Genomic DNA, 25039 nt, shown 5'->3' with positions numbered 1-25039 from the left:
CATGCACGAGACCCGCAACGCCGCAGCCGCCGCTCCGCAAACGCCCGCCCCCCAGCCCGCCCAGCGCGGATCAGGCCGTGATCAGCCCGCGGGTTCCGCCCCGTTCCGGGCCCTGGCCCGCTAGACCGTCGCGCGTGACGCGCACAACGGACGGACCAGGAGCGGGAGTTCATCGGGCCGCACCTGCCGATCGGCGAGTACGGCCCGTACCGCCGGCGAAAGCTCCGCCTGAAGACCGCCCACGGGGGACGCCCACAGGGCCGATGACGCCGTGGTTGTTCGTCAGGGATTTCCGGGCGAGCGCCGGGCGAGATCATGTGAAGACACCGCCTGGGAGGGGGCGTCGGAGTCGGTCGCGCGCGTCTTGTCCGCGACTCCGGACCGGGCGGCTCCGTCCACTGCCACGCAGATGCCGAAGACACGGGCGTGGCTGGTCCAGCCGTTGACACGGCCGCGGTTGTTGCTGATCTGCACGCGCTTCCTGGCGGGATCCACGGACGACACCAGATGCAGGTACACCGTCCCGGCGACACGGGCGAGGACGATGTCCCCGACCTCCACCTTCGACGGGTCGACCGGAGCGACGACGACCTGCTGCCGACTGCGTATCAGCGGGACCATCGAGGAGCCGCTGGGCCGGAATGTCACGGTGGCCCCGCCGGAAACCCTGCCTGCCACTGCATCCAGTGCACCCATGCGGGGATCGTGGCAGATCGGCCCCGCATCACCCCACCGATTTACCTTCCGCGCGGACGTCCGGGGCCGCCGCCCATGACCCCGGACGCCGGTCGATCGGTGACTCGGTCGGCCGGCCAATCAGCCGGTCAGCCGACCGGTCAGCCGGCCAATCGGTCGGTCCGCGCCTCCGTCGGGGCCGTACCTGCGAAATGGCGGGCCGTGGGTACGAGCGCCGCGGCGGCCGGTACCAGGAAGCAGGCGGCGGCGCACGCGGCGAGGACCGGGGTGACGCCGAAGTGGTCGATGGCGGGTGCGATCAGGGCCAGGCCGATGGGTGCGAGGCCGTAGGACACCAGGAAGTCCAGTGACGAGACGCGGGCCAGCTTGTCCGGCGCGACCTCGCGCTGTGTGGCGGTGAACCAGGGCACGTTGAACAGCTCGATGCCGATCCCGGCGACGGCGTACGCCGCGACGACCACGGCCGGGTGCACCGGCAGCATCAGACTCAGCGGCGCGACACCGTACGCGCCGAGACCGGCGAACGCGGCCCAGCCCTGGGAGCGGGGCCGCAGGCGGGCGATGACGAGGGCCCCGCCGAGGGCGCCCACGGTGTACGCGGTCATCGCCGCGGCAAGAACCCACTCGGTGCCGTAGCGGTCCCGGCTGATCAGCGGCAACGCGACGCTGGTGGCCGAGTAGCCGAGCGCGATGACGGCGACGAGGGCGGCGAGACCGGCGAGGAACCACGGGTGGCGGCGTGCCTCCCGTATGCCCTCAAGGAATTCGGCGCGGAACCCGGCACGCGGGGACGGGCCCGTGACGGATTCCGAGGTCGCCTCCGCGGTCGTCCTCGCCGTCTTCTCCGTGGCCGCATCCGCCTCCGCCGAGCCCTGCTGAGCACTCGCCTTCGCGCCCGGACCCGCCTCCGTCGCCGCTGCGACGACGCCTCCCTTGCCCGGGGCGAGCGCGGCGACCAGCCACAGCGCCCCGATGCCGAGCAGCAGCGTACGGACGTCGAGGAAGGCCGCGAGCAGCGCGGTCAGGGTGGGTCCGGCCAGTGTGGAGCCGCGTACGGCCATGGTCATGGCGGCGTTGGCCTGCTGGCGTCGCCCGGGTTCGACGGTGTCCGCCGTGAGTGCCTGGAACGCCGGTCGGCAGGCGCCCTGCCCGGCGCCGGCGAGAGCCGCGGCGAACGTCATCAGCACGAGCGACCGGCCGAGGCCGGCGGCGAGCAGGGGCGCGGCGGCCGCCGCCGCCAACGCGGACCAGAGGACGACCGCGCGGCGGGAGTGCCGGTCGGCCAGCACGCCGCCGACGGTGACGGCGGCGAGGAAGCCGACAGTGCGGGCGGCGAGGACGAGACCGAGCCCCGCGGCGCCGAGGTCGCGGTGCAGTACGGCGAGCCCGAGGACGAAGGGCAGGGCCCAGGTCGCGAGGCCGGACGCGGTGGTGCCCGCCCACAGACGCAGGAACGCGGGGTCCAGCAGGACCGAACGCGGGGGCGGGGCAGGTGACTTGGCCGCGGTGGGCGCGGGTGTGGTGACCACGGTGTGGTGCTCCTCGGGGGTGGGGGAGCGGTTCGGCGAACCGCCCCCGGGTTCGTTAATGAAAATGATTGCCATTACAGTACCCTTCGAACGCGGCACTCCTGCCCGGTGCACGACAACACCCATGCCCGTCCCTCCCAGACCGGAGAACCCATGCGCCACCCCGTCCGTCTCGGCATCGCCCTGACCCTCGCCCTCGCCACCGCGGGCTGCTCCACCGCAGGCGGCGGTGGGTCCGCAGCGGGCGCCAAGCCCGCCGCGAGTCCCACCTCGAAGAAGGCCGCCACCGGCGTCACCAGCTGCGGCCGCCAGGTGTCGCCCGCCGGGCCGCCGCAGCGGGCCGTCGCCCTGGACCAGAGCTCGACCGAGACCCTGCTCGAACTCGGGCTCCAGGACCGGATGGCCGGCACGGCCAACCTCAAGACCAAGATCCCCGCTCCGTACGCGGCCGCGTACGCGAAGATCCCGGTCATCGCCCCGAAGATCGCCACCGGGGAGCAACTGCGCGCCGCCACCCCCGACTTCGTCGTCGCGGGCTCCGCCGACCTGTACACCAAGGACCGTGCCGGTACCCGCGAGGAGCTGGACGTCCTGAAGGTCCCCACCTTCGTCAGCGCCGTCGACTGCCCGCAGCACAACCCGCCCGGCCGGACCCCCTTCGAGCTGCTCTTCTCCGACTACGAGAACCTGGGCAGGCTCTTCGGCGCCGAGGAACGCGCCGGCAAGCTCGCGGCGGACCAGCGCGCCGCGGTCGCCAGGGCGGGCGCGAACGCCTCGAAGGCGCGGCGGGGCGCGGACCGGCCGACGGTCGTCTACCTCTACTCCGTCTTCAACGGCATGCCCTACGTGGCGGGCAAGACCGGCCTGCCCAGTGAGATGAGCCGGATCGTCGGCGCCGAGAACGCCTTCGACGACGTCCAGGAGGACTGGCCCGAGGTCTCCTGGGAGGAAGTCGCCCGGCGCGACCCGGACTTCATCGTGATCGGCGACCTGTCCGAGCGGGGCCGCCCCGGCGACAGCGCCGCCGAGAAGCGGGCCACGATGACGGCGCACCCGGTGATCTCACGGCTCGCCGCCGTCCGCGACGACAAGATCCTCGAAGTGCCGGGCATCGAACTCGACCCCTCGGTCCGCTCCGTACACGCCCTCGGACTGCTCGCCCAGGGCATGAAGGACCTCGGACATGCCCGCTGAGCCGCCCGCCAGGGTGAGCGCGGCCGACCTCCTGCTGCCGACGGCCCGCGAAAGCGGCCGTACGGCGGAGACCGCCGGCTCCGGGCATCTGATCCCGGTTCCGCCGGCACCGGGCGGCGGAACCGGCAGGCCCGGCAAGGCCACAGAGCCCCGCCCCGGAGGCTCTCGCCCCGAAGGCTCTCGCCCCGGGGGCCCCCGATCCGGAGGCCCCCGCCCCCTCCTCCTGCTGCTCCTCTCCACGGCCACCCTGGTGGGCTCGATCGCCGCAGCCGTCCGCATCGGCACCGCCGACACCGGCTGGACCGACCTGGCCCGTGCCCTCGCCACCCACCTCGGCCTGGACGTCGAGCCCCTGCCCCTGCTGGTGGACTCGCTCATCTGGGACCTGCGGCTGCCGCGCGTCCTGATGGCCGCGCTCGTCGGCGCCTCGCTCGCCGTGTGCGGCACGGTGCTCCAGGCGGTCACCCGTAACGCGCTCGCCGACCCCTACCTGCTCGGCGTCTCCTCCGGCGCGTCGACCGGAGCCGTCGCCGTCGTCGTCCTCGGCATCGGCGCGAGCACGCTCGGGGTCACCGGCGGCGCGCTCGTCGGCGCGTTGCTCTCCTTCGCGCTGCTGCTCCTCCTGCTGAGGCGGACCGGCCTCGACTCCGTCCGTATCGTCCTCACCGGCGTGGTCGTCGGGCAGCTGCTCACCGCGCTGACCTCGCTGATCCTGATGGCCTCGGCGGACGCGGACACGACGCGGGCCGTCACGCACTGGCTGTTGGGGTCGATGGCACCGGCCCGCTGGAACACCGTCGTGGTCTGCGCGATCGTCACCCCGCTGGGCCTGACCGTGGCGTGGCTGTGTTCGAGTGCCCTCGACGGGCTCGCCTTCGGCACCGACACCGCCGCCTCCCTCGGCATCGGCGTACGGCACACCAGGATGCTGCTGCTCGTGGTGACGGCCGCGCTGACCGCGGTCGCCGTGGCCACCGTCGGCGCCATCGGCTTCGTCGGGCTGATCGTGCCCCACGGGGTGCGGTTCCTCGTCGGACCGCTGCACCGGGCGCTGTTGCCGTACGCGGCACTCGCCGGCGCGGTGTTCCTCGTGTGGACGGACGCGCTCGCACGCATCGCCTTCGCACCCCGCGAGGTCCCCGTCGGCGTCATCACCGCGCTCCTCGGCGTACCCCTCTTCCTCCTCGTCCTGCGCAGAAGGGGTGAACTGTGAGGATCACCGCCGAGAGCCTGAGCTGGTCGGTGGCAGGTACACCGGTGGTACGTGAGGTCAGCGCGAGCATCGCCTCCGGCGAGACCGTCGGCCTGCTCGGCCCGAACGGCTCCGGCAAGTCCTCCCTGCTGCGCTGCCTGGCCGGGCTCCGAGCCCCCGACGAGGGCTCGGTCCAGTACGACGGCACATCGGTGGGGGAGTGGAGCGCGCGGAAGATCGCCCGCCATGTCGCCTTCGTCGCCCAGGACTCGGGCGCCGACAGCGATCTCCGGGTCGCCGACGTCGTCGGCCTCGGTCGCACCCCGTTCCGGGACCGCTGGCGCGGAGCGGACGCCACCGACCGGGCGGTGATCGCCGCCGCCCTGGAGGTCGTGGGCCTCACCGCGCTCGCCGGACGCTCCTGGAAGGCCCTGTCGGGCGGCGAGCGCCAGCGCGCCCACATCGCCCGCGCGCTGGCCCAGCAGCCGTACGCACTGCTGCTCGACGAACCCACCAACCACCTCGACGTCAAACACCAGCTCGAACTGATGGAGCTGCTGACCGGCACCGACCGGACCGTCCTGGTCGCCCTGCACGACCTGTCGCTCGCGGCCCGGTACTGCGACCGGCTCCTGCTCCTCCACCACGGCCGGCTGATCGCGGCCGGCACTCCCGAGGCCGTCCTGACGGCCGATCGCCTCGCCGAGGTGTTCGAGGTCGACGCCGAACTCACCACCGACGCCCTGGGGCACCCGGCCGTCAGCTACCGCCGCCCCCTCGGCGCACCCGTCCCGACTCCCCGACCCGCCCTCTGAAAGGACCCGACCTTGACCACGTCCACCTCCACCCACACCGAGTCCCAGTCCGACGTCACGCTCCCCGCCACGCTCCCTGCCCCCGCGCCTGGCCCTGCCCCCGCCTCGCTGTCGCTCTCCGTCGACAAGCTCATCGCGGCGGCCCTGGCCGGCGAACACGGCCCGCTCCCCGCCGAACTCCTCGCGACCAGCGTGTTCTGGATCCACCACGGAACCCGTCTGGCCGGCGGTGACACCACCTACCTCAACCAGTACGTCCTGGTCCGCGTCGGCGGCACCTTCGGCGGCTGCGCGTTCGAGGCCGGCGAACTCACCCCGACGATCTGCCGCGACTACTCCGGCACGCCGCTCGACGTCCTGCTGCGCGACGCCCCGCGCCCCCTGCGGATCGCCGCCCTCGACGCCTACCTCGCCCACACGCGACCGCACCGCGTCGCCGCCGAAGAAGGGGACGCCGAGCCGGTCGGCCTCCCGAGCGGCACGCCGGAGACCCGCGCGACCGCCCGCGACGCGGCCATCGCCGGTCTGCTCGACATCGAGGAGGGCGCGAAGGTGGGCCTCATCGGTGTGGTCAACCCGCTGGTCGCTGCGATCCGCGAGCGCGGCGGCGAACCCCTGCCCTGCGACTTCAACCTCAAGGCGACCCAGTGGGGCGACCCCGTCACCGACGACATGCACGAGGTGCTCGACCGCGCCGACGCGGTCGTCGCCACGGGAATGACCCTGAGCAACGGCTCGTTCGACACGATCCTGGAGCGCTGCCGCCACCGTGGCATCCCGCTGATCGTGTACGCGCAGAGCGGCAGCGCCGTCGCCCGTGCCTTCCTCGGCTCGGGAGTGACCGCCCTGTCGGCGGAGCCGTTCCCCTTCTCCCAGTTCAGCGCCGAGGAGACCGTCCTGTACCGCTACCGCACGGTGGACGGCGCATGACCCCCGCCACGCACCGGGCCCGCGCCCCACGGACAACCCACCCGGCCGCGCCGCTCGACGCCGAGACCGGAGCCGGTACCGCCCAAGCCACGGGTACCGCCCGGGCCACGGGTACCGACCCAGCCACCGGCGCTTCCCCGGCCGCTGTCGCCCTCGCCACCGCCATCGGTACCGCCACCGCCACCGGTACCGGCCATGCCCCCTGCCACCACGGCGAACTCCTCCAGGGCGTCTTCCTCGACGCCGAAGGACGCAGGTGCGCGGGCCTCGTCACCCTCCCCCTGGCCGGCCCCGGCAGCCGGGCCGACTTCGTCCGTCGGCCCGGCACACCGCCCGAGGCGCTCACGGTCGTCCCCGCCGACCGCGGGAAAGCCGCACGCGCCGCGGGCCTCGCGGTGACGGAGTGCGCGCGACAGGCCGGACTGCCGCCCAGCGGCGGGCAGTTGCGGCTCACCGGCGACGTACCGGTGGGCCTGGGCATGGGCAGTTCCACCAGCGACGTGATCGCGGCGGTCCGCGCGGTCGCCGACTCGTACGGGCTCCGCCTCGCCCCCGACGCCGTCGCCCGGCTCGCCGTCCGCGCGGAACGGGCCAGTGATCCGCTGATGCTCGACGCCCGCCCGGTCCTCTTCGCCCAGCGGGAGGGCAGGACCCTGGAAGTCCTGGGTCCGACCCTCCCGCCCCTGGTCGTCGTGGGCTGCGTCCTCGGTGGGGGAGCGCCCGTCGACACCCTCGCCCTGCCCGTACGGGAGACCACCGACGCCGACGTCCAGGAGTACGAGCGGCTGCGCACCCTCCTGCGCCGTGCGATCGCCACGGGGGACGTGCGACTCCTGGGGCAGGTCGCCACGGCCAGCGCGCGCCGTGGCCAACAAACGCTGAATCACCCGGAGTTCGAGACGCTGACCGCGATCGCCCGGCGATCCGGAGCAGCGGGGGTGCAGATCGCGCACAGCGGCGCCGTGGCAGGCGTCCTGTTCGACCCGGCCGCACCCGGGGACCTGCGTCATCGCGTACGCGCCTGCCGCCACGCCCTCAACAGCCACGGCATCCCCACCACCCGCACGTTCACCACCAAGGAGCTCCTCGATGGACCAGCACATCGCCGAGGCGATCGGCCGGCCCGACCTGATACGTCTCGACGACCGTCTCGTCTGCCTGCGCTTTGAGACGATGAAGGTGGTCTCCGCGCTCGCCGCCGTACGCCACCTCCTCGACACCGGAGTCGTACGCCGTGGGGACACACTGCTCGACAGTTCCAGCGGGATCTACGCGTACGCCCTCGCCCTGGCCTGTCACCGGCACGGCATGCACTGCCACGTCGTCGGCTCCACGACCGTCGACAAGACGCTGCGCACCCAGCTCGCCGTACTCGGGGCCACGCTCGAACAGATGGAACCCTGCGACGACCTCAAGCTCGACCAGAAGCGACGCGTCGAGCGGATCCACGAGATCCTCGCCGCACACCCCGAGTACCACTGGATGCGGCAATACCACGACGACATCCACTACCTCGGCTACCGCGCCATCGCCGACCGCATCCGCGAGGAGACGGGCACGGACCGGCTCACCGTCGTCGGCGGAGTGGGCTCGGGCGCCTCCACGGGCGCCCTCGCCCGCTACCTGCGCGACGCCTCGGACAACGCCCGGAACAGCTGTCCGCCCGGCTGTCAGGCCGGCGCCGCCCCGACCGACGTCGAACTCGTCGGCGTCCAGCCCTACGGCAGCCTCACCTTCGGCGCCCAGCACACCTCCGACCCCGAGATCATCATCGCGGGCATCGGGAGCTCCATTCCCTTCGGAAACGTGTCCCACGAGCTGTACGACACCCTCCACTGGATCTCCTTCGACGCCGCCCTGTCCGGCGCCGTCGACCTCCTGCGCCGCCACGCCGTCTTCGCGGGGCTGTCGACCGGCGCGGCCTATCTCGCCGCCCGCCACGAACACGACCGCGCCCTCGAACGCACCGTCCTCTTCATCGCCCCCGACACCGGCCACCGCTACACCGACACCGTCTACACGCGCCATCGCGAAGCGACACCCCTCGCCCACCTCACTCCCCGGGACATCGCCGACCAGACCGAACTCGCCCTTCCCTGGTCCCGGATGCCGTGGAACCGCACTCCGACCTCACCACTCACCGCGTAACACCCCGGCCCCGACCCAGGCCAGGAGCCCGCCCCCGTACGCCACTATGGGATGTTTGCTGTGTTGTTCACCCGGTAGTGACGGAAAGCAGGGAATGGTGCGGAACGGTGGCGGTTACGGCGAGGACACCTCGGAGCAGGGCGACGGCTGGCTCCGGATTCTGCTGTACGTGGCGTTTCTCCTGCTCCTGGGCTCCGCCCTCACCCGCTTCCTGATCCGGCACACCGGCGAGAACCTCGCCCCCTGGGTCATCGCCCTCTCCGCCACCCTGGCGGTCCTCTACGTCGTCGAACCGCTCCTGGGCCCCAGCCCGACGAAGCGCCGCTACGTCTGGCTCGGGGCGGTCGTCGCCGTCTGGATGGCGCTGGTCTGGCTTGCGCCGAGCTTCGGCTGGTGCGCGGTCCCGCTCTTCTTCATCGGCCTGCGCACCCTGCGTCCACCGGCCGCGATCGCTCTCATCGCGCTGATCACCGCGGCCTCGGTGACCGCCCACCTACGGTTGGCCGGTCGGCTGGACGTCGACGTGTTCCTCGCACCACCGGCGATCGCCGCGATCGCCGTCGCGGTCTTCGTCCAGATGGACCGTCAGGCGCGGCGCCAGCGCGAGCTGATCGACGACCTGATCCGCACCCGGCGCGAACTCGCCGCGATCGAGCGCCGCGAGGGCACCCTCGCCGAACGCCAGCGCCTGTCCATGGAGATCCACGACACCCTGGCGCAGGGCCTGTCCAGCCAGCAGATGCTGCTCCAGGCCGCCGACCGCGTCTGGGACACCGATCCGGCGACCGCGCGCACCCATGTGCGTACCGCCACCGCGATCGCCGAGCACAACCTCGCCGAGGCCCGCCGCTTCGTCCACGACCTGGCGCCGGCCGACCTTGCCGACGGCAACGGCCTCGACCAGGCCCTCCTGAAGCTCGCGCGGCGAGAGACCTCCCACCGCCTCACCGTCCACTGCCACATCGACGGCACTCCCATCGCGCCCCTGCCCGAACGCGTCCAGTCCGCGCTGCTCCGCATCGCCCAGGGCGCCCTCGCGAACGTCCGAGAACACTCCGGGGCGACGACCGCGGCGCTCACCCTGACGTACCTCGACGACCAAGTCGTCCTGGACGTCGCCGACGACGGCCACGGCTTCGACCCCGCGGCTGAACCCGCCGCCGAACCCGCCGCCGCGCGGGACGGGGGAGGGGAGCGGGAGGGGAGGGCAGGGGACGGTGAGCCGGCAGGCTCGCGCGGCCACGGCCTCCCCGCCATCAGGACCCGCACCCGTCAACTCGGCGGCACACTCACCATCGAATCCCTTCCGGGCGAGGGCACGGTCCTCTCAGCGGCGATCCCCGTCCGCCCGGCGACGGCCTGACCCGGCACGCGTCACACCCCACGGGCGCACTCCGCCGGACGCCGATGCCGCTGATCCCGGAGCGAGGTACGCGGTCGCGTCGTCAGATGCCGCAGCTGGACGCCGACCAGAAGCGGCCGGCCCGGTGGTCGAGGTGGGTGTGGTCGCCGTGTCCGGGGTAGCCCGGGCCGAGGATCCCGTTGAAGCCGTGGTTACGGGCCTGCTGGGCCAGCAGGCACAGCGAGTGGGGTCCGGCGCCGAGGTCGGCCGCGTCGCCGTAGAGATGGCGGCTCGAGGCGGCGCCGCCGACCGCGTCGTTGCAGGCCTGGCTGCGGAAGCCGCTCGTGACGCGGATGCTCTGGTCGCCGAGGGCGTGCCGCAGGGCCTCCAGCTTCCACATCGTGCGCAGGGCGTTGGACTTGGCGGTGGCCGCGCTCACGGCGCCGCCGGCCCAGGTGGTGTTGCAGTCGTTGAGCTCGGCGTAGGAGAAGTGGACGGGGGTGCAGTCGTCGTCCTGGAGTGCGTAGATCTTGCTGAACGTCGCGGGGCCGGCGACACCGTCGGCGGCCAGCCCGTAGGCGGCCTGGAAGCGCTTGACCGCGGCCGCCGTTCCGGGGCCGTAGGCGCCGTCGATCGCCAGCACTCCGCCGTAGCCGGGGTACCCGGCCACCCGAATCTGCAGCGCCGTGACATCGGCGCCGGAGGCGCCCTGGGAGAGGGTGCGCGACCAGGTGTAGCAGCCGTCGGCCTGGGCGGTGCCGGCGGTGGCGACCACCCCGCCCAAAGAGACAGTCATGATCATGACAAGAGATAGCAGGAGGCGGAGCGGCAGGGAACGCAGGGGGCGTCGGGACATCGATCCTCCATGGCCTCACGAATCCGAGGTGACCCAGGGCTGAGAGTCCCCCCGAGACTGACGGCCCGGTCGACGCGCGTCAACCACGCCGGAGCAGGCGTCATTTGTCGAGCCAATGGTGCCCGGATGAACGCGATGGCGCCCCTGTCGCCAGGGTCACCGCCACCGCCGGCGGCGGACGTCGCAGGACGTTCGAGCCGTTCCCGGTGGCGGGCGCCCGTCCTCCACCGGCGAGGCCGGTGACGGCGGGGCGGCAGCGGACGTCAGGGCATGAACCCCCGGAGCGTCGCCTGCCACCTCTCGCACCACAGCACGCCCTGCACCGCCCCCAGGGCACGCGACCGACAGGAGTCGTCCGAGATCCCCGGCAGCGCCTTCTCGACACCGGGCAGAAGGTCCTGGGCGAACGCGCTCCCCGGGCGGAAGTCGAGGTATCTGCTCCTGCGGGTGGCGGGTTCCACGCCGAACATCTCCGCATGGCGGTCCCTGACGGTCTCGTCCGTCGACTCCAGCAGCTCCCGCGTGTGGCCGGCGGTCACCTTCCGAAGTCCGCAGGCCGTCGCCAGGTCGTCGCCCTGGTGTTCGTGGGCGAGGCAGCCGGCGCGCAGGGTCTCCGCGAGCAGTACGGCCGGGTCGGCGGCCAGCGCCTCCCGTACGTACCCGTCGACGTGCTTCACCGCCCCGGCGACGACGAACGGCTCCACATGGAGCAGCAGATCCTGGAGCGCGAACAGGCCGCCCGCGCCGCCCGCCCGCACGCGCCGGGCACGCTCGTCCAGGATCCCGGCCATCAGCTCCCGCAACGGCTCCGATGCGGCCACCTGCCTGGTCACCTTCGGGAACGGCGTCAGACAGTGCCGTGTCACGGTGTATCCCAGGCTTCCCCGTACGGCTCCGGTCAGCTCGCCGCGGATCGGCTCCCGGAAGCCGGGGTCGGCCAGCACGGACTCGACACCGGCAGTCCCTCGCCGCTGTATCCACTGCAGGGCGTAGACGCCCTGCTCGCCCGCCGGCTCACCGAGCGGCACCCCCACCCGCTTCATCAGGGCGAGCAGCCCGAGATCGAACCCGACGCCCCAGAAGTCGCCTCCCAACGACCTGGTCTTCAGCCCGACCAGCGGCTCGCGGGTCTCACCCGCCGCACGCATCAGGGAGGCAACCGATGCAACGACCGGTTCCAGTCCGGCGACGGGCTGCCGCAGGCCCGCGTACCGCCCGAAGAACTGCGTCAGCCAGGCGTTCGCCCGCTCCGCCGACTCGGCGGAGACGGGCTCGGCCGTCCCGGTGAACCGCTCCAGCAGTCCGACCCGCGCCATCAGCGCGAGCCACGCTTCCGCGGCCGCCGTTCTCGCCGCGGCGGAAGAACCCCCGGGCTCCGGAAAGTGGGTCCTCAGACGGTCGGCGGTGTCGGTGTGCTCCGCAAGATCCCGCTCCAGCGGCGCGGCCCACGCCTCCCAGACGGACGCCGTCGCCCTCTCGAATCCGCCGTTGCGCAGCAGTAGATGAAAGATCTCCGCCTGTGTGTCGTCGACGGTCGGCGGGCCGCCCACTCCCTGCGCGAGCTCGACGGCGAACGAGGACGGGACGTCCCGCTGCCGATGGTGGGTGACCCCGTCCCGGACGACCGGCGTCGGGATCGTGCTCTCGGCCCGACACCACTCCAGGACGAGCCGGCGATAGCGCTCGTACGCGTCGCTCTCGGACGAGCGCGCGGCGAGGTCCGTGCGGTACTGCTTGAGCAGCCTCTCGTCGACGACACCGAGCTCGCGGAACTCCGAGACGAGCTCCCACAGGGCGGCCTCGTCGATGCCCCCCAGCCGCTGCTCGGCCGTCCGCGCTTCGACGTACAGCGGCCTGGCCATGGCGACACTGCCCTCCGCGGCCACGATCCGCGCCCCTTCGTCCAGGGCGTGGGGCAGGAGCTCGGGGTGAGTCACGGTCAGCTTCTGCAGACGTGCCCGGAGTTGTGTCGCGACCCGGCCCGGCTTCGTACCCGCGGTCTTCGCACAGGTACGCAACGGGGCCAGCAATCCCATCGCCTCCCGTGCGAGCCCGGGATGCGCACGGCAGACCCGGGTCAGGAGGTCAAGAGGCCGGATCGGCGCCCTGCCCACCGGCGTGGCCTCACCCGCGTCCGGCTCCAGACCCAGCGCCCGCGCCACCGCGTCCTGCGCCCCGACGGCCCGTGCCACAACAAGGCGTACGAAGCACTCGTCGCCCTCCAGCCACGGCGAGCCGTAGCGCCGCGCGGTCAACGACTCCTCGTCCTGACCGACAAGGGGACCCGCGAGGACCGCGCCCGCGTCCAGCAACCGACGTGCGCCGGCGGGCTGCCGGGGCTCGAGGCCGCCGGCCTCCGGCGCGCCGGCCGTGGCGTACTCCGCGCACGCCACGAGAAAGCCCTGATAGCCGGCGTCGGCGTCGGCCGCCACACTCCCGGACGCACCTCCCGAAGCCGCCTCCCGCTCGTCGTAGAGGGTCGCCATCGCTCTGATCCCCTCGGACCACACGGGCCGGGGCACCGCGTCGTACGCCCCTGCCCCCTGCCGCTCCCGCGCCTCGGCGAACCGGAAGCCGTACAGGCTCACCGGCGCCGCGGGGCCCTGATGGCGCAGGTCGGCCACCATGCCGTACCTCCGTCCGCCGTGCCCGAAGGCGAAGCGCGCACGCTCCCCGTCGATCCGCCCGCCGAAGGACCGCACCACCCGCTCGACGTGCGCACCGGACGCGAACAGGGCGCCATGGAAGGCGGAGATCCCCTCTCGCAGGCCCCGACTCCCGGGTGCGGGGGAGCAGTCCGGCCGTACGTACACCGCACGGTCCACCTGCTCGATCCCCTGCTCGCCGCCCAGCGAGACGAGCAGCCTTCGCCACTGCTCCAGGAGGCCGGTGCCGCGCGGATCGAGGAGCACCGGATGAGGCATCACGACGACCGCGTCGCCGAGCTCGCGCTCCTCCCCGTCGAGCCCCGCCACCACGAGCGCACCGCCCGGCCGCGGCACCACGCCCGTGAGCACCCCGGCCCGCTCCACGTCTGCCTCGGTCCCGCCGCACGGCGCGACCACCGCGTACCGCAACGCGCGCCGCCAGTACGGGTCGGGCCACACCTCCCGTATCAACGCGGCGGGCACCGGCAGGGATTGCGTCATCCACTGCTCGACGCTCGTGAGCACACCGGCGGCATGGTCACCGATCCACTCCGCCAGCGCGGTCAGCTCCCGCACCACCGGCTCGGCGCCGAGCGCCGCAGGCACCTTCTTCAGCTCGCGCCCCGCCACGGTCCGGCAGCGCAGCACCGGCTTCGGCCCGGCCCAGGGATCGAGTGTCACCTCGTGCCCTCCGACAGCCCTCCACACACCGTTCGAACTCATCGTCTGTACCCCCGTCGTGCATCGCCGCCCCAGGAGTTCGAGCAGCTGACCACAACGTACCGGGAGCCACTGACAACACCCTCCGACGAGGTGCGCCGACCGTCGGACGGCGTGACCGGCAACCAAGACGCGGCATCACATCGGCGGCGCGCAGCCCCGGCGCCTGAGCGGCTCCAACCGGGCTCACCGGGCATTGTCAGACCCTCGCGAGAGGATCTCCTCATGACGACGATTCCCGCCGATGAGGCGCTGTCCGGCCTGTCCGACCTGCCCACCGTGTCCGACCGCGCCGCGTACGAGGCCGCCCTCCAGCGCCTCCGCGAGGCCTCGCAGTCCTATTACGGGGACGGCGACAGCGCGATGGACGACACCTCGTACGACCGGCTTCGGCTCGCCGTCCTGGCCTGGGAGGAGGAGAACCCGGCAGAGGTTTCCCCGGACAGCCCCACCGGCCTGGTGGCGGACGGTGCCGCCCCGGCCGGCGACGTCGCGCACACCACTCGACTGCTGAGCCTGGACAATGTCTTCGACGCCGAGGGGCTGGTGGCCTGGGGCGCCTCCGTCGAGCGTCGCCTCGGCCGCGCCCCGGCCGGTGGTTTCACCGTCGAGCCGAAGATCGACGGAGCGGCCGTGGCCGCCCGTTACCGCGACGGCCGCCTGGTGCAGGTCATCACCCGCGGCGACGGCAGGCACGGCGAGGACGTCAGCCATGTGATCGGTCAGATCGACGGCCTGCCCGAGCAGCTCGCCGAGCCGGTCACCGTCGAGGTCCGGGGCGAGGTCGCCTTCACCCAGGAGCAGTTCGAGACGGCGAACGAGGTCCGCACCGCCCATGGCGCGCAGGTCTTCGTCAACCCCCGCAACGGCACGGCGGGCACGCTGAGGGCGAAGGGCCGCCCGTACCGGCTCCGGATGACGTTCTGGGCGTACGGGGTGGTGGAGCTGGACGGCGTGTCGTTCCTGCCGGCGGGAGCGACCCACGCCGAGGCGCTGGCAGCGGTGGCCGATGCCGGGGTGCAGACGACCGCGGCCTCCCCGGCAGGCCTGCTCGTCGTCTCCGATCTGGCCGCCGCCCAGGCACAGGCCGATGCCGTCGCCGCGATACGTACGGAGCTGCCCGTAGGAATCGACGGCCTGGTCATCAAGCTGAACGACACGGCCGAGCAGGAGGCGGCCGGACTCGGCTCCCGTTTCCCGCACTGGGCCATCGCGGTCAAGCTGCCTGCGATCGAGCGGCAGACGGTGCTGGAGGACGTCGTGTGGGAGGTCGGCCGCACCGGCGTCCTGGCCCCCACCGCGATCCTCACCGCGGTCGAGATCGACGGATCGACGGTCACCCGGGCCACCCTGCACAACCCGGCGGACATCCGCCGCCGCGACCTCCACATCGGCGACACGGTGACGGTGTACAAGGCGGGCGACATCATCCCGCGCGTCCAGGCGGCGGTCGTCCCGCTCCGCCCGGCCGGAGCGACGCCGGTGCCCCTGCCCGAGGCGTGCCCCCGCTGCGGTGGCGAGATCAACACGGCACAGGAGCGGTGGCGCTGCGCGAAGGGCACGGCGTGCGCGCTCCCGGCCCTGATCGAGTACGCCGCCGGGCGCGAGATGCTCGACATCGACGGCCTCGGCAAGACGTACGTGGCGGCTCTGGTGGATTCGGGCGACGTCCGCGACGTGGCGGACCTCTTCACACTGACCGTGGAGCAGCTGACGGCCGCGTCCGGCAGCGCGAAGCGGGGGGCCAAGCTCGCCGAGCAGATCGAGGCCGCGAAGGGCCGCCCCCTCAACCGTGTCTTCTGCGCCTTGGGAGTGCTCGGCACCGGGCGCAGCATGTCCCGCCGTATCGCCCGGCACTTCGGCACCATGGACGCGATCCGGCAGGCCGACGCCACCGAGATGCAGGACGTCGAGGGGATCGGCCCGGAGAAGGCCCCGGTCGTCGTCGAGCAGGTGGCAGCGCTGGCCTCCGTCATCGACAAGCTGACAGCGGCGGGCGTCAACATGACCGAGCCCGAGGCTCCGTCGGCGGCCCAGAGCGGCGGTCCGCTGGAGGGCAAGGTCGTCGTGGTCACCGGAAAGATGGCCGGCCCGCTGGACGGATTCGGCCGCTCCGAGATGAACGCCCTGATCGAGAAGGCCGGCGGTCGCGCGGGAAGCAGCGTCAGCGCGAAGACGTCCATCCTCGTGGCAGCCCCGTCGGCGAACGGCAAGCCGAGCTCGAAGGCGGTCAAGGCCGCCGAACTCGGCGTGGAAGTCCTCACCCCGGAGGCCTTCGCGGAGCGGGTTGCCGACTACCTGGCCTGATGGGCCGATGAGCTGATGAGGGCGGGGGCGCGGCGGTTCGCCGCGCCCCCGGGTCGCAGCAGGGCGACGATGAAGCCCCCTGCCGAAGACGAGGAGCCCGCTTACCGAGGCGCCACCCTCTGCCGTCGCGCGCGGGACTGCTCCGTGGCCGGCGCCTCGATCGGGAGCGCGACAACCGATGAGTCCGTGCGCCGCACCCGGTCTACCCCGCACACCCAAGCGCCCAAGGAGCGGCAGATGACCGAATCGACGACATTCGACCTCGGGCCACAGACCCGCGTCGTGGCCCGTCTCGCGGCGGCCGTCCCCGACACGAGGCTCGCCGACCCGACGCCCTGCCCCGACTACGCGGTCGGGAACCTCCTGGGCCACCTCACCGGACTTGCCGTGGCCTTCCGCGACGCGGCCCGCAAGGACCTGGGGCCCACGACGGACACAGCCCCCGACACGGCTGTGCCCTCCCTCCCCGCCGACTGGCGCGAGGTGCTGCCGCAGGTCCTGGACGAACTGGCCGAGGCCTGGAGGGAGCCGTCCGCCTGGACGGGCATGACCCGTGCGGGCAGCGTGGACCTGCCCGGCGAGATCGCGGCGGCGGTCGCCGTCGACGAACTGGTGATCCACGGCTGGGACCTGGCCCGGGCCACCGGCCAGGCGTACACCCCCGACGACACCGCGCTGGGGGCCTCGCACGCGTTCCTGCTGGCGGCCGCGGAGGACGAGACCCGAGGAGGAGGCATTTTCGGAGCCGTGGTGCCCGTCGCGGACGACGCGCCGCTCCTGGACCGGGCGGTGGGCCTCAGCGGCCGAGACCCGAGCTGGACGCCACCGGCGGCCGGCGCCCGGTGAGGGAGTCGGCCGGCGCTGCGCGGAACACCCCTGGCGTACGAGGGCTGTTCATCCAGGCCCCGAGGCCCCACCATGCTCCTGACTACTCGTGCGTAACACGTCGTAGGGGGAAGTGTGTTGAAGCCCGGTTCCCGGATCGCCGCCAGGATCGCCGTTCCGATACTGGCCACCGTCGTGTCCTTGCTCGTGCCCACCGCCGCGGTCCGAGCCCAGGCGCCCGTCCGGAGTGCGGCCGCGGTCGCCCACACGCCGGTCGTGTTCGTCCACGGCTACAACGCGGACCCCGGCGTATGGGGCGGCCTGCGTGAGGACTTCAAGGCCGACGGATACGCGGACGGCGAGCTGTTCTCCTTCGGCTACGACACGCACCGGTCCGTGAACGAGGTACTGTCCGGCGAACTCGCGGCGTACATCGAGAGCGTGAAGCGCCAGACCGGTGCGAGCCGGGTCGACCTCGTCGCGCACTCCTTCGGCAGCCTCGTCACCCGCTGGTACGCGAAGTACGACCCCGCCGGCCAGGCCTCGGTCGCCCACTGGGTCTCCCTCGCCGGTCCCAACCACGGCACGAGCACCGCATGGGCCTGCGCGCTGTGGGACCAGGCCTGCCGCGACATGACTCCGGGCTCGTACGTCCAGAAGGGCCTCGCGTCGGGCGACGAGACGCCCGGGACCGTGCGCTACGCCACCTGGTGGTCCAACTGCGACGAGGTCATCAACCCCGACAGCAGTGTTCCCCTGACCGGGGCGACCAACAACGCCGCGGGCTGCCTGGCCCACAACGACCTCCTCGGTGACGACACCGTCTCCCAGGGCGTCCGCGCGTTCCTCCGTTCCTGAGGGGTGTCCAGCCCGTGGCCGGGCTCGCGGCTGAACCGGCCGTGGTCCCGGCTCGCGGGCGGACGGCGACGGGCGCCGCGGCGCTCCGCGTGCTGCGCGACTGGCCCATGACGCGGGACGGTTCTCGACCCTCACGTGGCGGATCCGGGGCGCGCTCGGGGACGCGCGGACGCGCGAGATGCGGCGTGTGGCCCGCCGCGTGGTGGTGCTCACGTTCTACACGGACGAGCCCGGATGGCAGGACCGGTTCTGGCTCACCCGCGACTACCTGCCCGAGTTCGCCGCCGTCCTCGAGGGCTTTCCGTCGCTCGCGGGGATGGCAGACGCGATCGGCGCCCGCGCCGAGCCGGTGCCGATCCCGTGGGACTGCGCCGATGGCCTGTTCGAGGCGTTCTGGCGCCGACCGGGCGCGTACCTGGAGGATCACGTGCGCCGTGCGATGTCGGTGTGGACGAGGGTGGGCCGGAGGCCGAGCAGAGGGCAGTGCGGCGCCTCGGCGAAGACCTCGACTCCGGCAGGTGGGCGGAGCGAATCAGCGACCTCACCGGCCTCGACGCGGCAGATCTCGGCCTCCGCCTGCTCATGACGTGAACCGCGTCCCGGCACCGGCATCAGTGCCATGGCGGCCCCGGCCTCAGGCCTGGAGAATCCTGCGCTTCTGTTCCTCGAACTCACTGTCGGTGAGTACGCCCTGGTCCCTGAGCTCGCCGAGTTGCTTCAGCTGATCGATCTTGCTCGTCATGTCGGAGCCCGCCGGGGCGGGCGCGGGTGCGGCCGCAGGGGGCGGTGGCGGTGGCGGAGCTGCGTACTGCTGTTCCTGCTGTGCCGCCCACCGCCCCTGCTGGCGGCGGCTCACCCGGTTCGATACGGCGGTTGCGGTTCCGGCGACGACGGCCGTACGCGCGACACCGCGGAGGAGGCCTGGCATGGACGTTCCCTTCTTTCCTCGACTGACGTCAGCCGACGCTCAGCGGGCGTCGTCCGTGCTCTCGAGCGCGGCCAGGAGGGCGGGTACCGGGATCCGTCCGGAGGCGACCACCTGGGCACCACCGCGGGCCAGGGCCGCCGCGAAGGGCGCCGCCCAGCGGTTCTCGTAGACGAGGACGCCGGCGGAACTGCCCGGCTGCAGGGCGCTCGCGGCTTCTTCGAGGTCGTCCTGACCGAGGAGCCCGGAGGACACGCCCTCGAAGACGGCCAGGTCGAGCTCGCCGTCACCGGTGAGGTCGGCGATCTCCAGGCCGCTCACGGAGCCGTCCTCCTCCTTCCTGACGAACGTCAGGTCGAGGATGCGAATGAGGCCACGATCCACGAGATCGACCAGGAGGGGCAGGCCCTCGCCGGTCATTCGGTTGCCTGGGAACTCCACGATCAGGTAGTCGATCGGTCCCAGTTCTTCGGCTTCGTCGTTCACGGCGCCCAACCCCTGGTGTCGTGGCTCTCTCGGTGGATCCATTCCACCACCGGGCGGGTCCTCGCGCATGTCGGTACGAAGGCGCCTCGCCTCGACCGGAACCGACATCCGAGGCCACCGCGAAAACCCGTTGGCGGACCACGGCGAGCGTTGCTAGCCTCGCGGCGGCCGTGCGAGAGCAAGAGGAGGTGGTACCCGTGAACGCAGTATCGACATGGGTGCTCCCCTCCGGGGTCGCGGTCGGGCGATAGGTCGTCCGGGAGCGCCGTTCAAGAGCCCTCCCGAAAGGCACGACCGTGCAATTCACTTCTGAACAACGCCTCGACGACGGCGTCCTCGAGCGCGAATTCACCCTCGGGGAGATCCCCGGCACCCTGTGGACGCCTGGATCCGCACCGGCCCCGCTGGTCCTGATGTCCCACAACAACGGCCTGCCCAAGGCGGACCCCCGGCTGGTGGCCCGGGCCCGGTACACCGCGTCGCGCGGCTACGCGGTGGCCACCATCGACGCCGCCGGGTGCGGCGACCGTCCCCGTTCCGCCGCCGACGAGCAGGTCCGTGCCGAGCTCCGGCGGGCGACGCAGGCCGGTGAACCGGTCGACGAGATCTTCGAGTCCTTCATCGGCCCGCTGGTCGAGAACGCGGTCCCGGAATGGCAGACGACTCTGGACGCCGTCCTCGAGCTGCCCGAGATCGGCGGCCGGGTCGGGTACTCCGGGGGGTGGACCGCCCTCGGCATCCGGCTGGCCGTGGCCGAGCCGCGCATCGCGGCCGCCGGCTTCTTCGCCGGGGGGTTCGTGCCCCGAGCCCAGCGCGAGGAGGCCCGGCAGGTCACCATTCCGTTGTTGTTCCTGTTGCAGTGGGACGACGAAGGAAACCCCCGGCAACGGGCCCTGGACCTCTTCGACGCCTTCGGCAGCGAGGAGAAGACGCTGCACGCCAATCTCGGAGGGCACACCGGGACCCCGTGGTTCGAGCTGGAGGACGGGTGCCGGTTCCTGGACCGGCACCTGAAGTGACGCCAAGCCCCCCGGCGGGCAGCGGACGGTAGGCGGCGCCGGCCGGACTGCCGCCGTCGAGGACGGGTCCCGGCCCTCTCGACGGCGGCGGTTGCCTTCCGTACCCCCTGAGCACCATCCGTAGCGCTTCGTACGGGACACCCGCCGCACGTCGGCCGAGTCAGCCGCAGTCGTACGTGAACGTCGCCGCCGACGAGTGGGCACTGGGGGAGGTGATCACGAGCCGTGCCACGGCCTGGTGGGTGCCGGGCCCGTGGAAGGTCCACAGAAGATGGAGACTCGCTTCCTTCTGTCCGCGGGCCAGCTTCTCGCTCAGGGCCCCGGACCGGGTTCCGTCGCTGCGTTCCCAGCGGTATGTGAGGGTGCCGGGCCGCCCGTCCGTGCGTACCAGGCCCACCACGTCGGCCGTGCCGTCGCAGCCCAGCCTGGATTCCGGGGCGCTGACGGTGACGTTCCGCACCGCGACGCCCGGCCCGTACTGCCGCCAGGCGAGGAAGATCAGGACGGCGACCAGCACGACGGCGGCGAACGCGTAGCGCCACGGCCCTCGGGAGCGGGCGGGCCGTGGCGCGGGGACGCCGGGGAGCGTGCCGTGCCAGATCTCGACCACCGTGGGACTGTTCTCGGCCCGCCGGAGGGCCGCCGCGGTCACGCCCGGCCCGAACCGCAGCACTTCGCCCTCCACCCGGTCGGGTGTCGCTTCCGGCGTCGGACGCTCGAACCAGTGGCTGCCGAGCTCGGTGGCGCTGTAGTCGTCGTCGTTCATGAGATCGTGCACCGCCGGATGAAGATCTGCTGCAGGGAACCGCCGTTCGAGGCGGCGGGGTACGTGGTCGCGCGCAGCCCCCAGTAGCATCCGGCACCCCGGACGTCATGGGTGAGCGCGAGGGTGTACCGGGTCGCTCCTTCGCGCCGGTAGGTCTCGGAGCCGTCGGGCGCGCCGGGCGCTCCGTTCTCGTCGCCGGTGAACCACTCCACGTGGATCGTCACCGGCCCCGTTCCGTCCGTCGTGACCTCGACGGTGCCCGAGGCAGTGGTCGGCCCCGTCTGGCGCAGGCTCGTGACGGAGACCGCGGTCACGGCGACGGGAGGGGGAGCGGGAGTCGTGGTCGTGGTCGGGGGAGTGACGGTCGGGGACGTGGGTGTGGGAGCGGTGGGCGATGCCGAGCCGGACGTGGGCGTCGGGGGAGAGGTCGTGGTCGGCGCCGTCGTCGTGTCGTCGGTGGAAGGCCCGTCGGAGGTGGCGCTCGGCCCGGTGCTCCCGGACGAGGAGGGCGTCGGCGTCGTTGCCGACGGCGAGAGTTCCGGGCCGTCCGGGGACGACGGCGCCGCCGACGGCGCCGGTGGTGCTGTGTCGGGCCCGGGCGGGGACGCGCCCGGCCCGGTGCTCGTCGTCGCGAAGGCCTGGGCGGCCTTGTCACCGTTCGTCTCCTCGACGCCGGCCCGCGCGGCGAGGGCGAGCAGCAGCGCCAGGACGAGCGCGGCCGCACCCGCCGGCACCCCGCGCGGGAGACGCCACCGGGGGCGCGGCGGCGGGGCCGGCAGCGTCGTGGTGGCGAACACGGTCGTGCCCTCCGACGCGCCGCCGCCGGAGGAAGGGAACAGCAGGGGCAGGAGCGCGGCCAACGCCGCCAGCCGTCCCCGGCCGCGCTCTTCCCAGTCCGGTCCGTAGGCGGCCGTGGCGACCGCTTCCAGCTCGGTCACGAACGCGGCCGCGTTCTCCGGCCGCTCGTGCGGAGACTTGGCCAGACCTCGCCGGATCAGCGGGCGCAGCGGCTCCGGCGCCTGACCGTCGGGAACGGGCGAATCGATGTGGTGCAGAGCGAGCTCCGCGAAGTTGTCGCCGGAGAACGGCTTACGGCCGGTCAGACACTCGAAGAAGGTCGCCGTCGCCGCGTAGACGTCGGCCGCCGGTGAAGCGGGAGCGCCGTTCCACTGCTCGGGCGCCATGTAGGCGGGCGTTCCGGCGACACCCGGTGTGGCGCCCCGGCCGGCCGCGATCCCGAAGTCGACGAGCTTGGACGACCCGTCGGCGGCGACCAGAACGTTCTCGGGCTTGTAGTCGCGGTGCACGACTCCCGCACGGTGAGCGGCGGCGAGGCCCAGGAGCGAGCCCTTGAGCACGACGAGAGCGGCCTCGGGGCCCGTCGACCCCTCCCGCGCGATGAGGGCACGCAACGCGACGCCGTCGACGAGCTCCATCACGATGGCCGCGCCTCGCGGCGCCTCGACGTACTCGTAGAGCCCGACGACATACGGACTGTCCAGGGCCCCGAGCAGCCGGGCCTCGGACCGGAACCCCCGCACGAACGCCTCGTCCGAACGGAACCGCTCACTCAGGTACTTCACGGCGACCGGCAGACCGGTCGCATCGTGCGTGGCGAGCACCACGCGCCCGCTGCCACCGGCACCCAGCTCCCGGGCTTCGGTGTACCCCGGCACCACCCATGCGCCCATGCCCGTCCCCCTGACGCCGTGGCCGACTTTCCCCCTGACAGGGACAGATTCTCGCCACGGCCGGTTCCCCGGGGAAGGGGGCGACCGTGCTCACTGCTGAACCCGGCCTACGGAAGGGACCCGTGGGAAGCCGGAGGCCCGGGGGAGAGGGGAGTACGAACCGGGGCGGGGACGACCGGGGCAGATCGACTGACACACACGCAGGGACGTACTAGAGCGTCGTATCTCTCATGGGACATGGCCCGGCACCCGGCTCAGGTTCCGGGGAGGATACGGCGCGTTTCGTAGGCCCACATCGCGATCTCGACCCGGTTGCGGGCGCCGAGTTTGGCCATCAGGCTGGCCAGATGCGTCTTCACCGTACTGAGGCTGATGTGCAGCGCGTCGGCGATCTCGGTGTTGGTCAGCCCGCGGGCGACGGCGAGGAGCACCTGCTCCTCGCGGGCGGTGACGGGTGAGACCGGCTGGGCCGCGGGCCGGCCGGCGGGCAGATCCGCGAATGCCTGGAGCAGACGGACGGTGACGCTGGGCGCGATGAGCGCCTCACCGTCGGACGCCGACCGTACGGCCTGGGCCAGAAGGTCCGGTCCCGTGTCCTTGAGGAGGAATCCGCGGGCGCCGGCACGCAGTGAGCCGTAGACGTACTCGTCGAGGTCGAACGTGGTGATGACGACCACGGCCAGCGGGTCGGCGACGCCCGGGCCGGCGACCAGCCGGGTGGCCTCGAGCCCGTCGAGTACGGGCATGCGGATGTCGAACAGGCAGACGTCGGGGCGTAGTTCGCGGGCCAGACGTACCGCTTCCCGCCCGTCGGCGGCCTCGCCGACCACCTCGATGCCGGGCTGGGCGTTCAGTATGATCCGCAACCCGGTGCGGATGATCGTCTGGTCGTCAGCGACGAGGACGCGAATGGACACGGCTCTCGCTCCTCGCTCTCGGCAGTTCGGCTTCGACATGCCAGCCCCGGTCGGTACCCGGGCCGGCTCGTAGTGTGCCGCCGAGCAGGGTCGCGCGCTCGCGCAGTCCGGTAAGTCCGTATCCGTCGCGACCACGGCCGGTGCGCCGGCCGTTGTCGCGCACGCTCACCCGTACCGTGTGCCGTTCCGCGGCGACCCGGACGACGAGCTCGGTCGCGTCGACCGCATGGCGCAGGGCGTTGGTCACCGACTCCTGCACGATCCGGTAGACGGCCGCGTCCACGGCCGGGGGCAGCGCGTCCAGTTCGCCGTCGAGCCCCAGGTCGACCCTGAGGCGACCACCCGGGGTGCGCACCAGGCGCTCCAGATCCGCGACTCCGGCAGGGGGCGCCAGCTCGGCGCCGACCCCGCGGTCGCGCAGCGTGGCGACCATGGCGCGCATCTCCTCCAGCGTGCGCGCCCCTTCCTCCTCGACCCCCTCCAGCGCCTCGACGGCGGCGGACGGGGCGGTGCCCGCGAGCACCCGGCCCGCCTGGGCGATGATCACCATGGCCGACACGTGGTGGGCCACCGTGTCGTGCAGTTCCCGGGCGAGCTGCTCGCGCTCGCGGGAGCGCACTTGGTCCAACTGCCGCTCGCGAGCGGTCACCCGGAACCGCACGGCAGCCCCGATCACGCCGGGCAGCAGCAGGAAGGCGAAGCCCACGACATTTTCGACGACCGGGGTCTCGTCCGTGACGGAACACAGCGCGCCGGCCGCGAGGATCACCGCGCCGCCCAGCACGATCTCGCGTCCCGATCCCCACCGGGGCAGCGCGTACACCAGCACGAGCACGACCGCGCCGGTGTACAGCCCGACGGGCTCGCGCGGTGCGGCGACGAGCGAGGCCACCTGAAGCAGGATCACCGAGCCGAACGCCAGCGTCACCATCGCCAGCGGGCGGGTCCGGCGCCACAGGGGCAGCAGGCACAGCCATACGGTGAACACCACCGCCACCGGCCGCCACACGACGTTCTCGCGCAGGGTGGCCTCCAGCGCCACACCGGCAAGGCACGCGGCGAGCAGCGCCCAGTCCCGCCGGACCCGGGCGGGCGCGTCGGGCGGCCGGGGTTCGGTCCACAGGGTTCGCAGGTCGTCTCGGAGCACGGTTCTCAGCTTAGGGACCGCAGCGTGC

21 protein-coding genes and 1 pseudogene are annotated in these 25039 nt (G+C 72.8%); 12 read left to right on the top strand and 10 right to left on the bottom strand.

The window, feature by feature from the left end:
- Positions 1 to 282 precede the first annotated feature (282 nt).
- Both E0F75_RS32235 and E0F75_RS32230 read right to left on the bottom strand, forming a co-directional pair.
- Entirely contained in the window at positions 283 to 696 is a 414-nt protein-coding gene (locus tag E0F75_RS32235) for a S26 family signal peptidase (RefSeq protein WP_229314494.1), read from the bottom strand.
- Between the two features lie 140 nt (positions 697 to 836).
- Positions 837 to 2225 carry an MFS transporter gene (locus E0F75_RS32230; protein WP_374115471.1) on the bottom strand — a complete coding sequence of 463 codons (1389 nt, stop codon included), beginning with the start codon at positions 2223 to 2225 and terminating at the stop codon, positions 837 to 839.
- A 153-nt stretch (positions 2226 to 2378) separates the two neighbouring features.
- Here E0F75_RS32230 and E0F75_RS32225 point away from each other — a divergent pair, with 153 nt between their 5' ends.
- From E0F75_RS32225 to E0F75_RS32195, 7 genes are all read left to right on the top strand, one after another.
- Positions 2379 to 3419 (top strand): ABC transporter substrate-binding protein, encoded by a 1041-nt coding sequence (locus E0F75_RS32225; protein WP_229314493.1) that lies wholly within the window; start codon positions 2379 to 2381, stop codon positions 3417 to 3419.
- Positions 3409 to 4632, top strand: coding sequence for an iron ABC transporter permease (locus E0F75_RS32220; protein ID WP_229314492.1), 1224 nt, complete (start codon positions 3409 to 3411; stop codon positions 4630 to 4632). The genes E0F75_RS32225 and E0F75_RS32220 overlap by 11 nt, the downstream gene beginning before the upstream one ends.
- The gene (locus E0F75_RS32215) at positions 4629 to 5426 is read left to right on the top strand and encodes an ABC transporter ATP-binding protein (protein WP_229314491.1); all 798 of its coding nucleotides are present in this window, start codon (positions 4629 to 4631) and stop codon (positions 5424 to 5426) included. Before E0F75_RS32220 ends, E0F75_RS32215 begins: the two co-directional genes overlap by 4 nt.
- A 108-nt stretch (positions 5427 to 5534) precedes the next feature.
- Positions 5535 to 6356, top strand: coding sequence for a Rossmann-like domain-containing protein (locus tag E0F75_RS32210; RefSeq protein WP_374115470.1), 822 nt, complete (start codon positions 5535 to 5537; stop codon positions 6354 to 6356).
- Positions 6353 to 7525: a GHMP kinase gene (locus tag E0F75_RS32205; RefSeq protein ID WP_229314490.1), complete on the top strand. Its 1173-nt coding sequence runs from the start codon at positions 6353 to 6355 to the stop codon at positions 7523 to 7525. The genes E0F75_RS32210 and E0F75_RS32205 overlap by 4 nt, the downstream gene beginning before the upstream one ends.
- Entirely contained in the window at positions 7446 to 8504 is a 1059-nt protein-coding gene (locus E0F75_RS32200) for a pyridoxal-phosphate dependent enzyme (RefSeq protein WP_229314489.1), read from the top strand. Before E0F75_RS32205 ends, E0F75_RS32200 begins: the two co-directional genes overlap by 80 nt.
- 94 nt (positions 8505 to 8598) lie before the next feature.
- Positions 8599 to 9867, top strand: coding sequence for a sensor histidine kinase (locus E0F75_RS32195; protein ID WP_229314488.1), 1269 nt, complete (start codon positions 8599 to 8601; stop codon positions 9865 to 9867).
- Between the two features lie 82 nt (positions 9868 to 9949).
- Here E0F75_RS32195 and E0F75_RS32190 read toward each other — a convergent pair whose 3' ends face one another.
- On the bottom strand, positions 9950 to 10642 hold the full coding sequence (locus E0F75_RS32190) for a D-Ala-D-Ala carboxypeptidase family metallohydrolase (protein ID WP_229314487.1): 693 nt from the start codon (positions 10640 to 10642) through the stop codon (positions 9950 to 9952).
- Positions 10643 to 10965: 323 nt separating this feature from the next.
- Positions 10966 to 14031 (bottom strand): DUF4132 domain-containing protein, encoded by a 3066-nt coding sequence (locus E0F75_RS32185; protein ID WP_229314486.1) that lies wholly within the window; start codon positions 14029 to 14031, stop codon positions 10966 to 10968.
- 264 nt (positions 14032 to 14295) lie between these two features.
- On the opposite strand from E0F75_RS32185, the gene ligA reads away from it, so the two are divergent.
- From ligA to E0F75_RS32165, 4 genes and pseudogenes are all read left to right on the top strand, one after another.
- Complete coding sequence (ligA, locus tag E0F75_RS32180) at positions 14296 to 16377, top strand: NAD-dependent DNA ligase LigA (RefSeq protein WP_229314485.1); 2082 nt, start codon at positions 14296 to 14298, stop codon at positions 16375 to 16377.
- A 237-nt stretch (positions 16378 to 16614) separates the two neighbouring features.
- A complete protein-coding gene (locus E0F75_RS32175) occupies positions 16615 to 17223 on the top strand; it encodes a TIGR03086 family metal-binding protein (protein WP_229314484.1) in 609 nt (202 codons plus the stop codon).
- A 174-nt stretch (positions 17224 to 17397) separates the two neighbouring features.
- Positions 17398 to 18060, top strand: coding sequence for a triacylglycerol lipase (locus tag E0F75_RS32170; protein WP_229314504.1), 663 nt, complete (start codon positions 17398 to 17400; stop codon positions 18058 to 18060).
- A 163-nt stretch (positions 18061 to 18223) separates the two neighbouring features.
- Positions 18224 to 18651: pseudogene (locus E0F75_RS32165) on the top strand (MerR family transcriptional regulator); the annotation flags it as partial.
- 43 nt (positions 18652 to 18694) lie between these two features.
- Here E0F75_RS32165 and E0F75_RS32160 read toward each other — a convergent pair.
- Together E0F75_RS32160 and E0F75_RS32155 are read right to left on the bottom strand one after the other, a co-directional pair.
- A complete protein-coding gene (locus tag E0F75_RS32160) occupies positions 18695 to 18988 on the bottom strand; it encodes an SHOCT domain-containing protein (protein ID WP_229314483.1) in 294 nt (97 codons plus the stop codon).
- A gap of 39 nt (positions 18989 to 19027) precedes the next feature.
- Positions 19028 to 19471: a DUF6325 family protein gene (locus E0F75_RS32155; protein ID WP_229314482.1), complete on the bottom strand. Its 444-nt coding sequence runs from the start codon at positions 19469 to 19471 to the stop codon at positions 19028 to 19030.
- 296 nt (positions 19472 to 19767) lie between these two features.
- On the opposite strand from E0F75_RS32155, the gene E0F75_RS32150 reads away from it, so the two are divergent.
- Complete coding sequence (locus tag E0F75_RS32150; protein ID WP_229314481.1) at positions 19768 to 20490, top strand: alpha/beta hydrolase; 723 nt, start codon at positions 19768 to 19770, stop codon at positions 20488 to 20490.
- A gap of 160 nt (positions 20491 to 20650) precedes the next feature.
- Here the strand turns inward: E0F75_RS32150 and E0F75_RS32145 are convergent, their stop codons facing one another.
- The 4 genes from E0F75_RS32145 to E0F75_RS32130 form a co-directional block, all read right to left on the bottom strand.
- Entirely contained in the window at positions 20651 to 21256 is a 606-nt protein-coding gene (locus tag E0F75_RS32145) for a hypothetical protein (protein ID WP_229314480.1), read from the bottom strand.
- Positions 21253 to 22947 (bottom strand): serine/threonine-protein kinase, encoded by a 1695-nt coding sequence (locus E0F75_RS32140; protein WP_229314479.1) that lies wholly within the window; start codon positions 22945 to 22947, stop codon positions 21253 to 21255. Before E0F75_RS32140 ends, E0F75_RS32145 begins: the two co-directional genes overlap by 4 nt.
- Before the next feature lie 254 nt (positions 22948 to 23201).
- Positions 23202 to 23864 (bottom strand): response regulator transcription factor, encoded by a 663-nt coding sequence (locus E0F75_RS32135; RefSeq protein WP_229314478.1) that lies wholly within the window; start codon positions 23862 to 23864, stop codon positions 23202 to 23204.
- On the bottom strand, positions 23839 to 25011 hold the full coding sequence (locus E0F75_RS32130) for a histidine kinase (RefSeq protein ID WP_229314477.1): 1173 nt from the start codon (positions 25009 to 25011) through the stop codon (positions 23839 to 23841). The genes E0F75_RS32135 and E0F75_RS32130 overlap by 26 nt, the downstream gene beginning before the upstream one ends.
- Positions 25012 to 25039 lie beyond the last annotated feature (28 nt).

Source organism: Streptomyces sp. CB02980 (assembly GCF_014451325.2).
In the GTDB taxonomy this organism is placed as follows: Bacteria; Actinomycetota; Actinomycetes; order Streptomycetales; family Streptomycetaceae; genus Streptomyces.
Note: the sequence above shows the minus strand (reverse complement) of the source record. Positions and strands in the feature narration are given on the sequence as shown.

Coding starts and splice junctions, on each gene's coding strand:
- E0F75_RS32235 (WP_229314494.1), bottom strand. CDS start 696: ATGGGTGCACTGGATGCAGTGGCAGGCAGGGTTTCCGGCGGGGCCACC.
- E0F75_RS32225 (WP_229314493.1), top strand. CDS start 2,379: ATGCGCCACCCCGTCCGTCTCGGCATCGCCCTGACCCTCGCCCTCGCC.
- E0F75_RS32220 (WP_229314492.1), top strand. CDS start 3,409: ATGCCCGCTGAGCCGCCCGCCAGGGTGAGCGCGGCCGACCTCCTGCTG.
- E0F75_RS32205 (WP_229314490.1), top strand. CDS start 6,353: ATGACCCCCGCCACGCACCGGGCCCGCGCCCCACGGACAACCCACCCG.
- E0F75_RS32200 (WP_229314489.1), top strand. CDS start 7,446: ATGGACCAGCACATCGCCGAGGCGATCGGCCGGCCCGACCTGATACGT.
- E0F75_RS32195 (WP_229314488.1), top strand. CDS start 8,599: ATGGTGCGGAACGGTGGCGGTTACGGCGAGGACACCTCGGAGCAGGGC.
- E0F75_RS32190 (WP_229314487.1), bottom strand. CDS start 10,642: ATGACTGTCTCTTTGGGCGGGGTGGTCGCCACCGCCGGCACCGCCCAG.
- ligA (WP_229314485.1), top strand. CDS start 14,296: ATGACGACGATTCCCGCCGATGAGGCGCTGTCCGGCCTGTCCGACCTG.
- E0F75_RS32175 (WP_229314484.1), top strand. CDS start 16,615: ATGACCGAATCGACGACATTCGACCTCGGGCCACAGACCCGCGTCGTG.
- E0F75_RS32160 (WP_229314483.1), bottom strand. CDS start 18,988: ATGCCAGGCCTCCTCCGCGGTGTCGCGCGTACGGCCGTCGTCGCCGGA.
- E0F75_RS32145 (WP_229314480.1), bottom strand. CDS start 21,256: ATGAACGACGACGACTACAGCGCCACCGAGCTCGGCAGCCACTGGTTC.
- E0F75_RS32140 (WP_229314479.1), bottom strand. CDS start 22,947: ATGGGCGCATGGGTGGTGCCGGGGTACACCGAAGCCCGGGAGCTGGGT.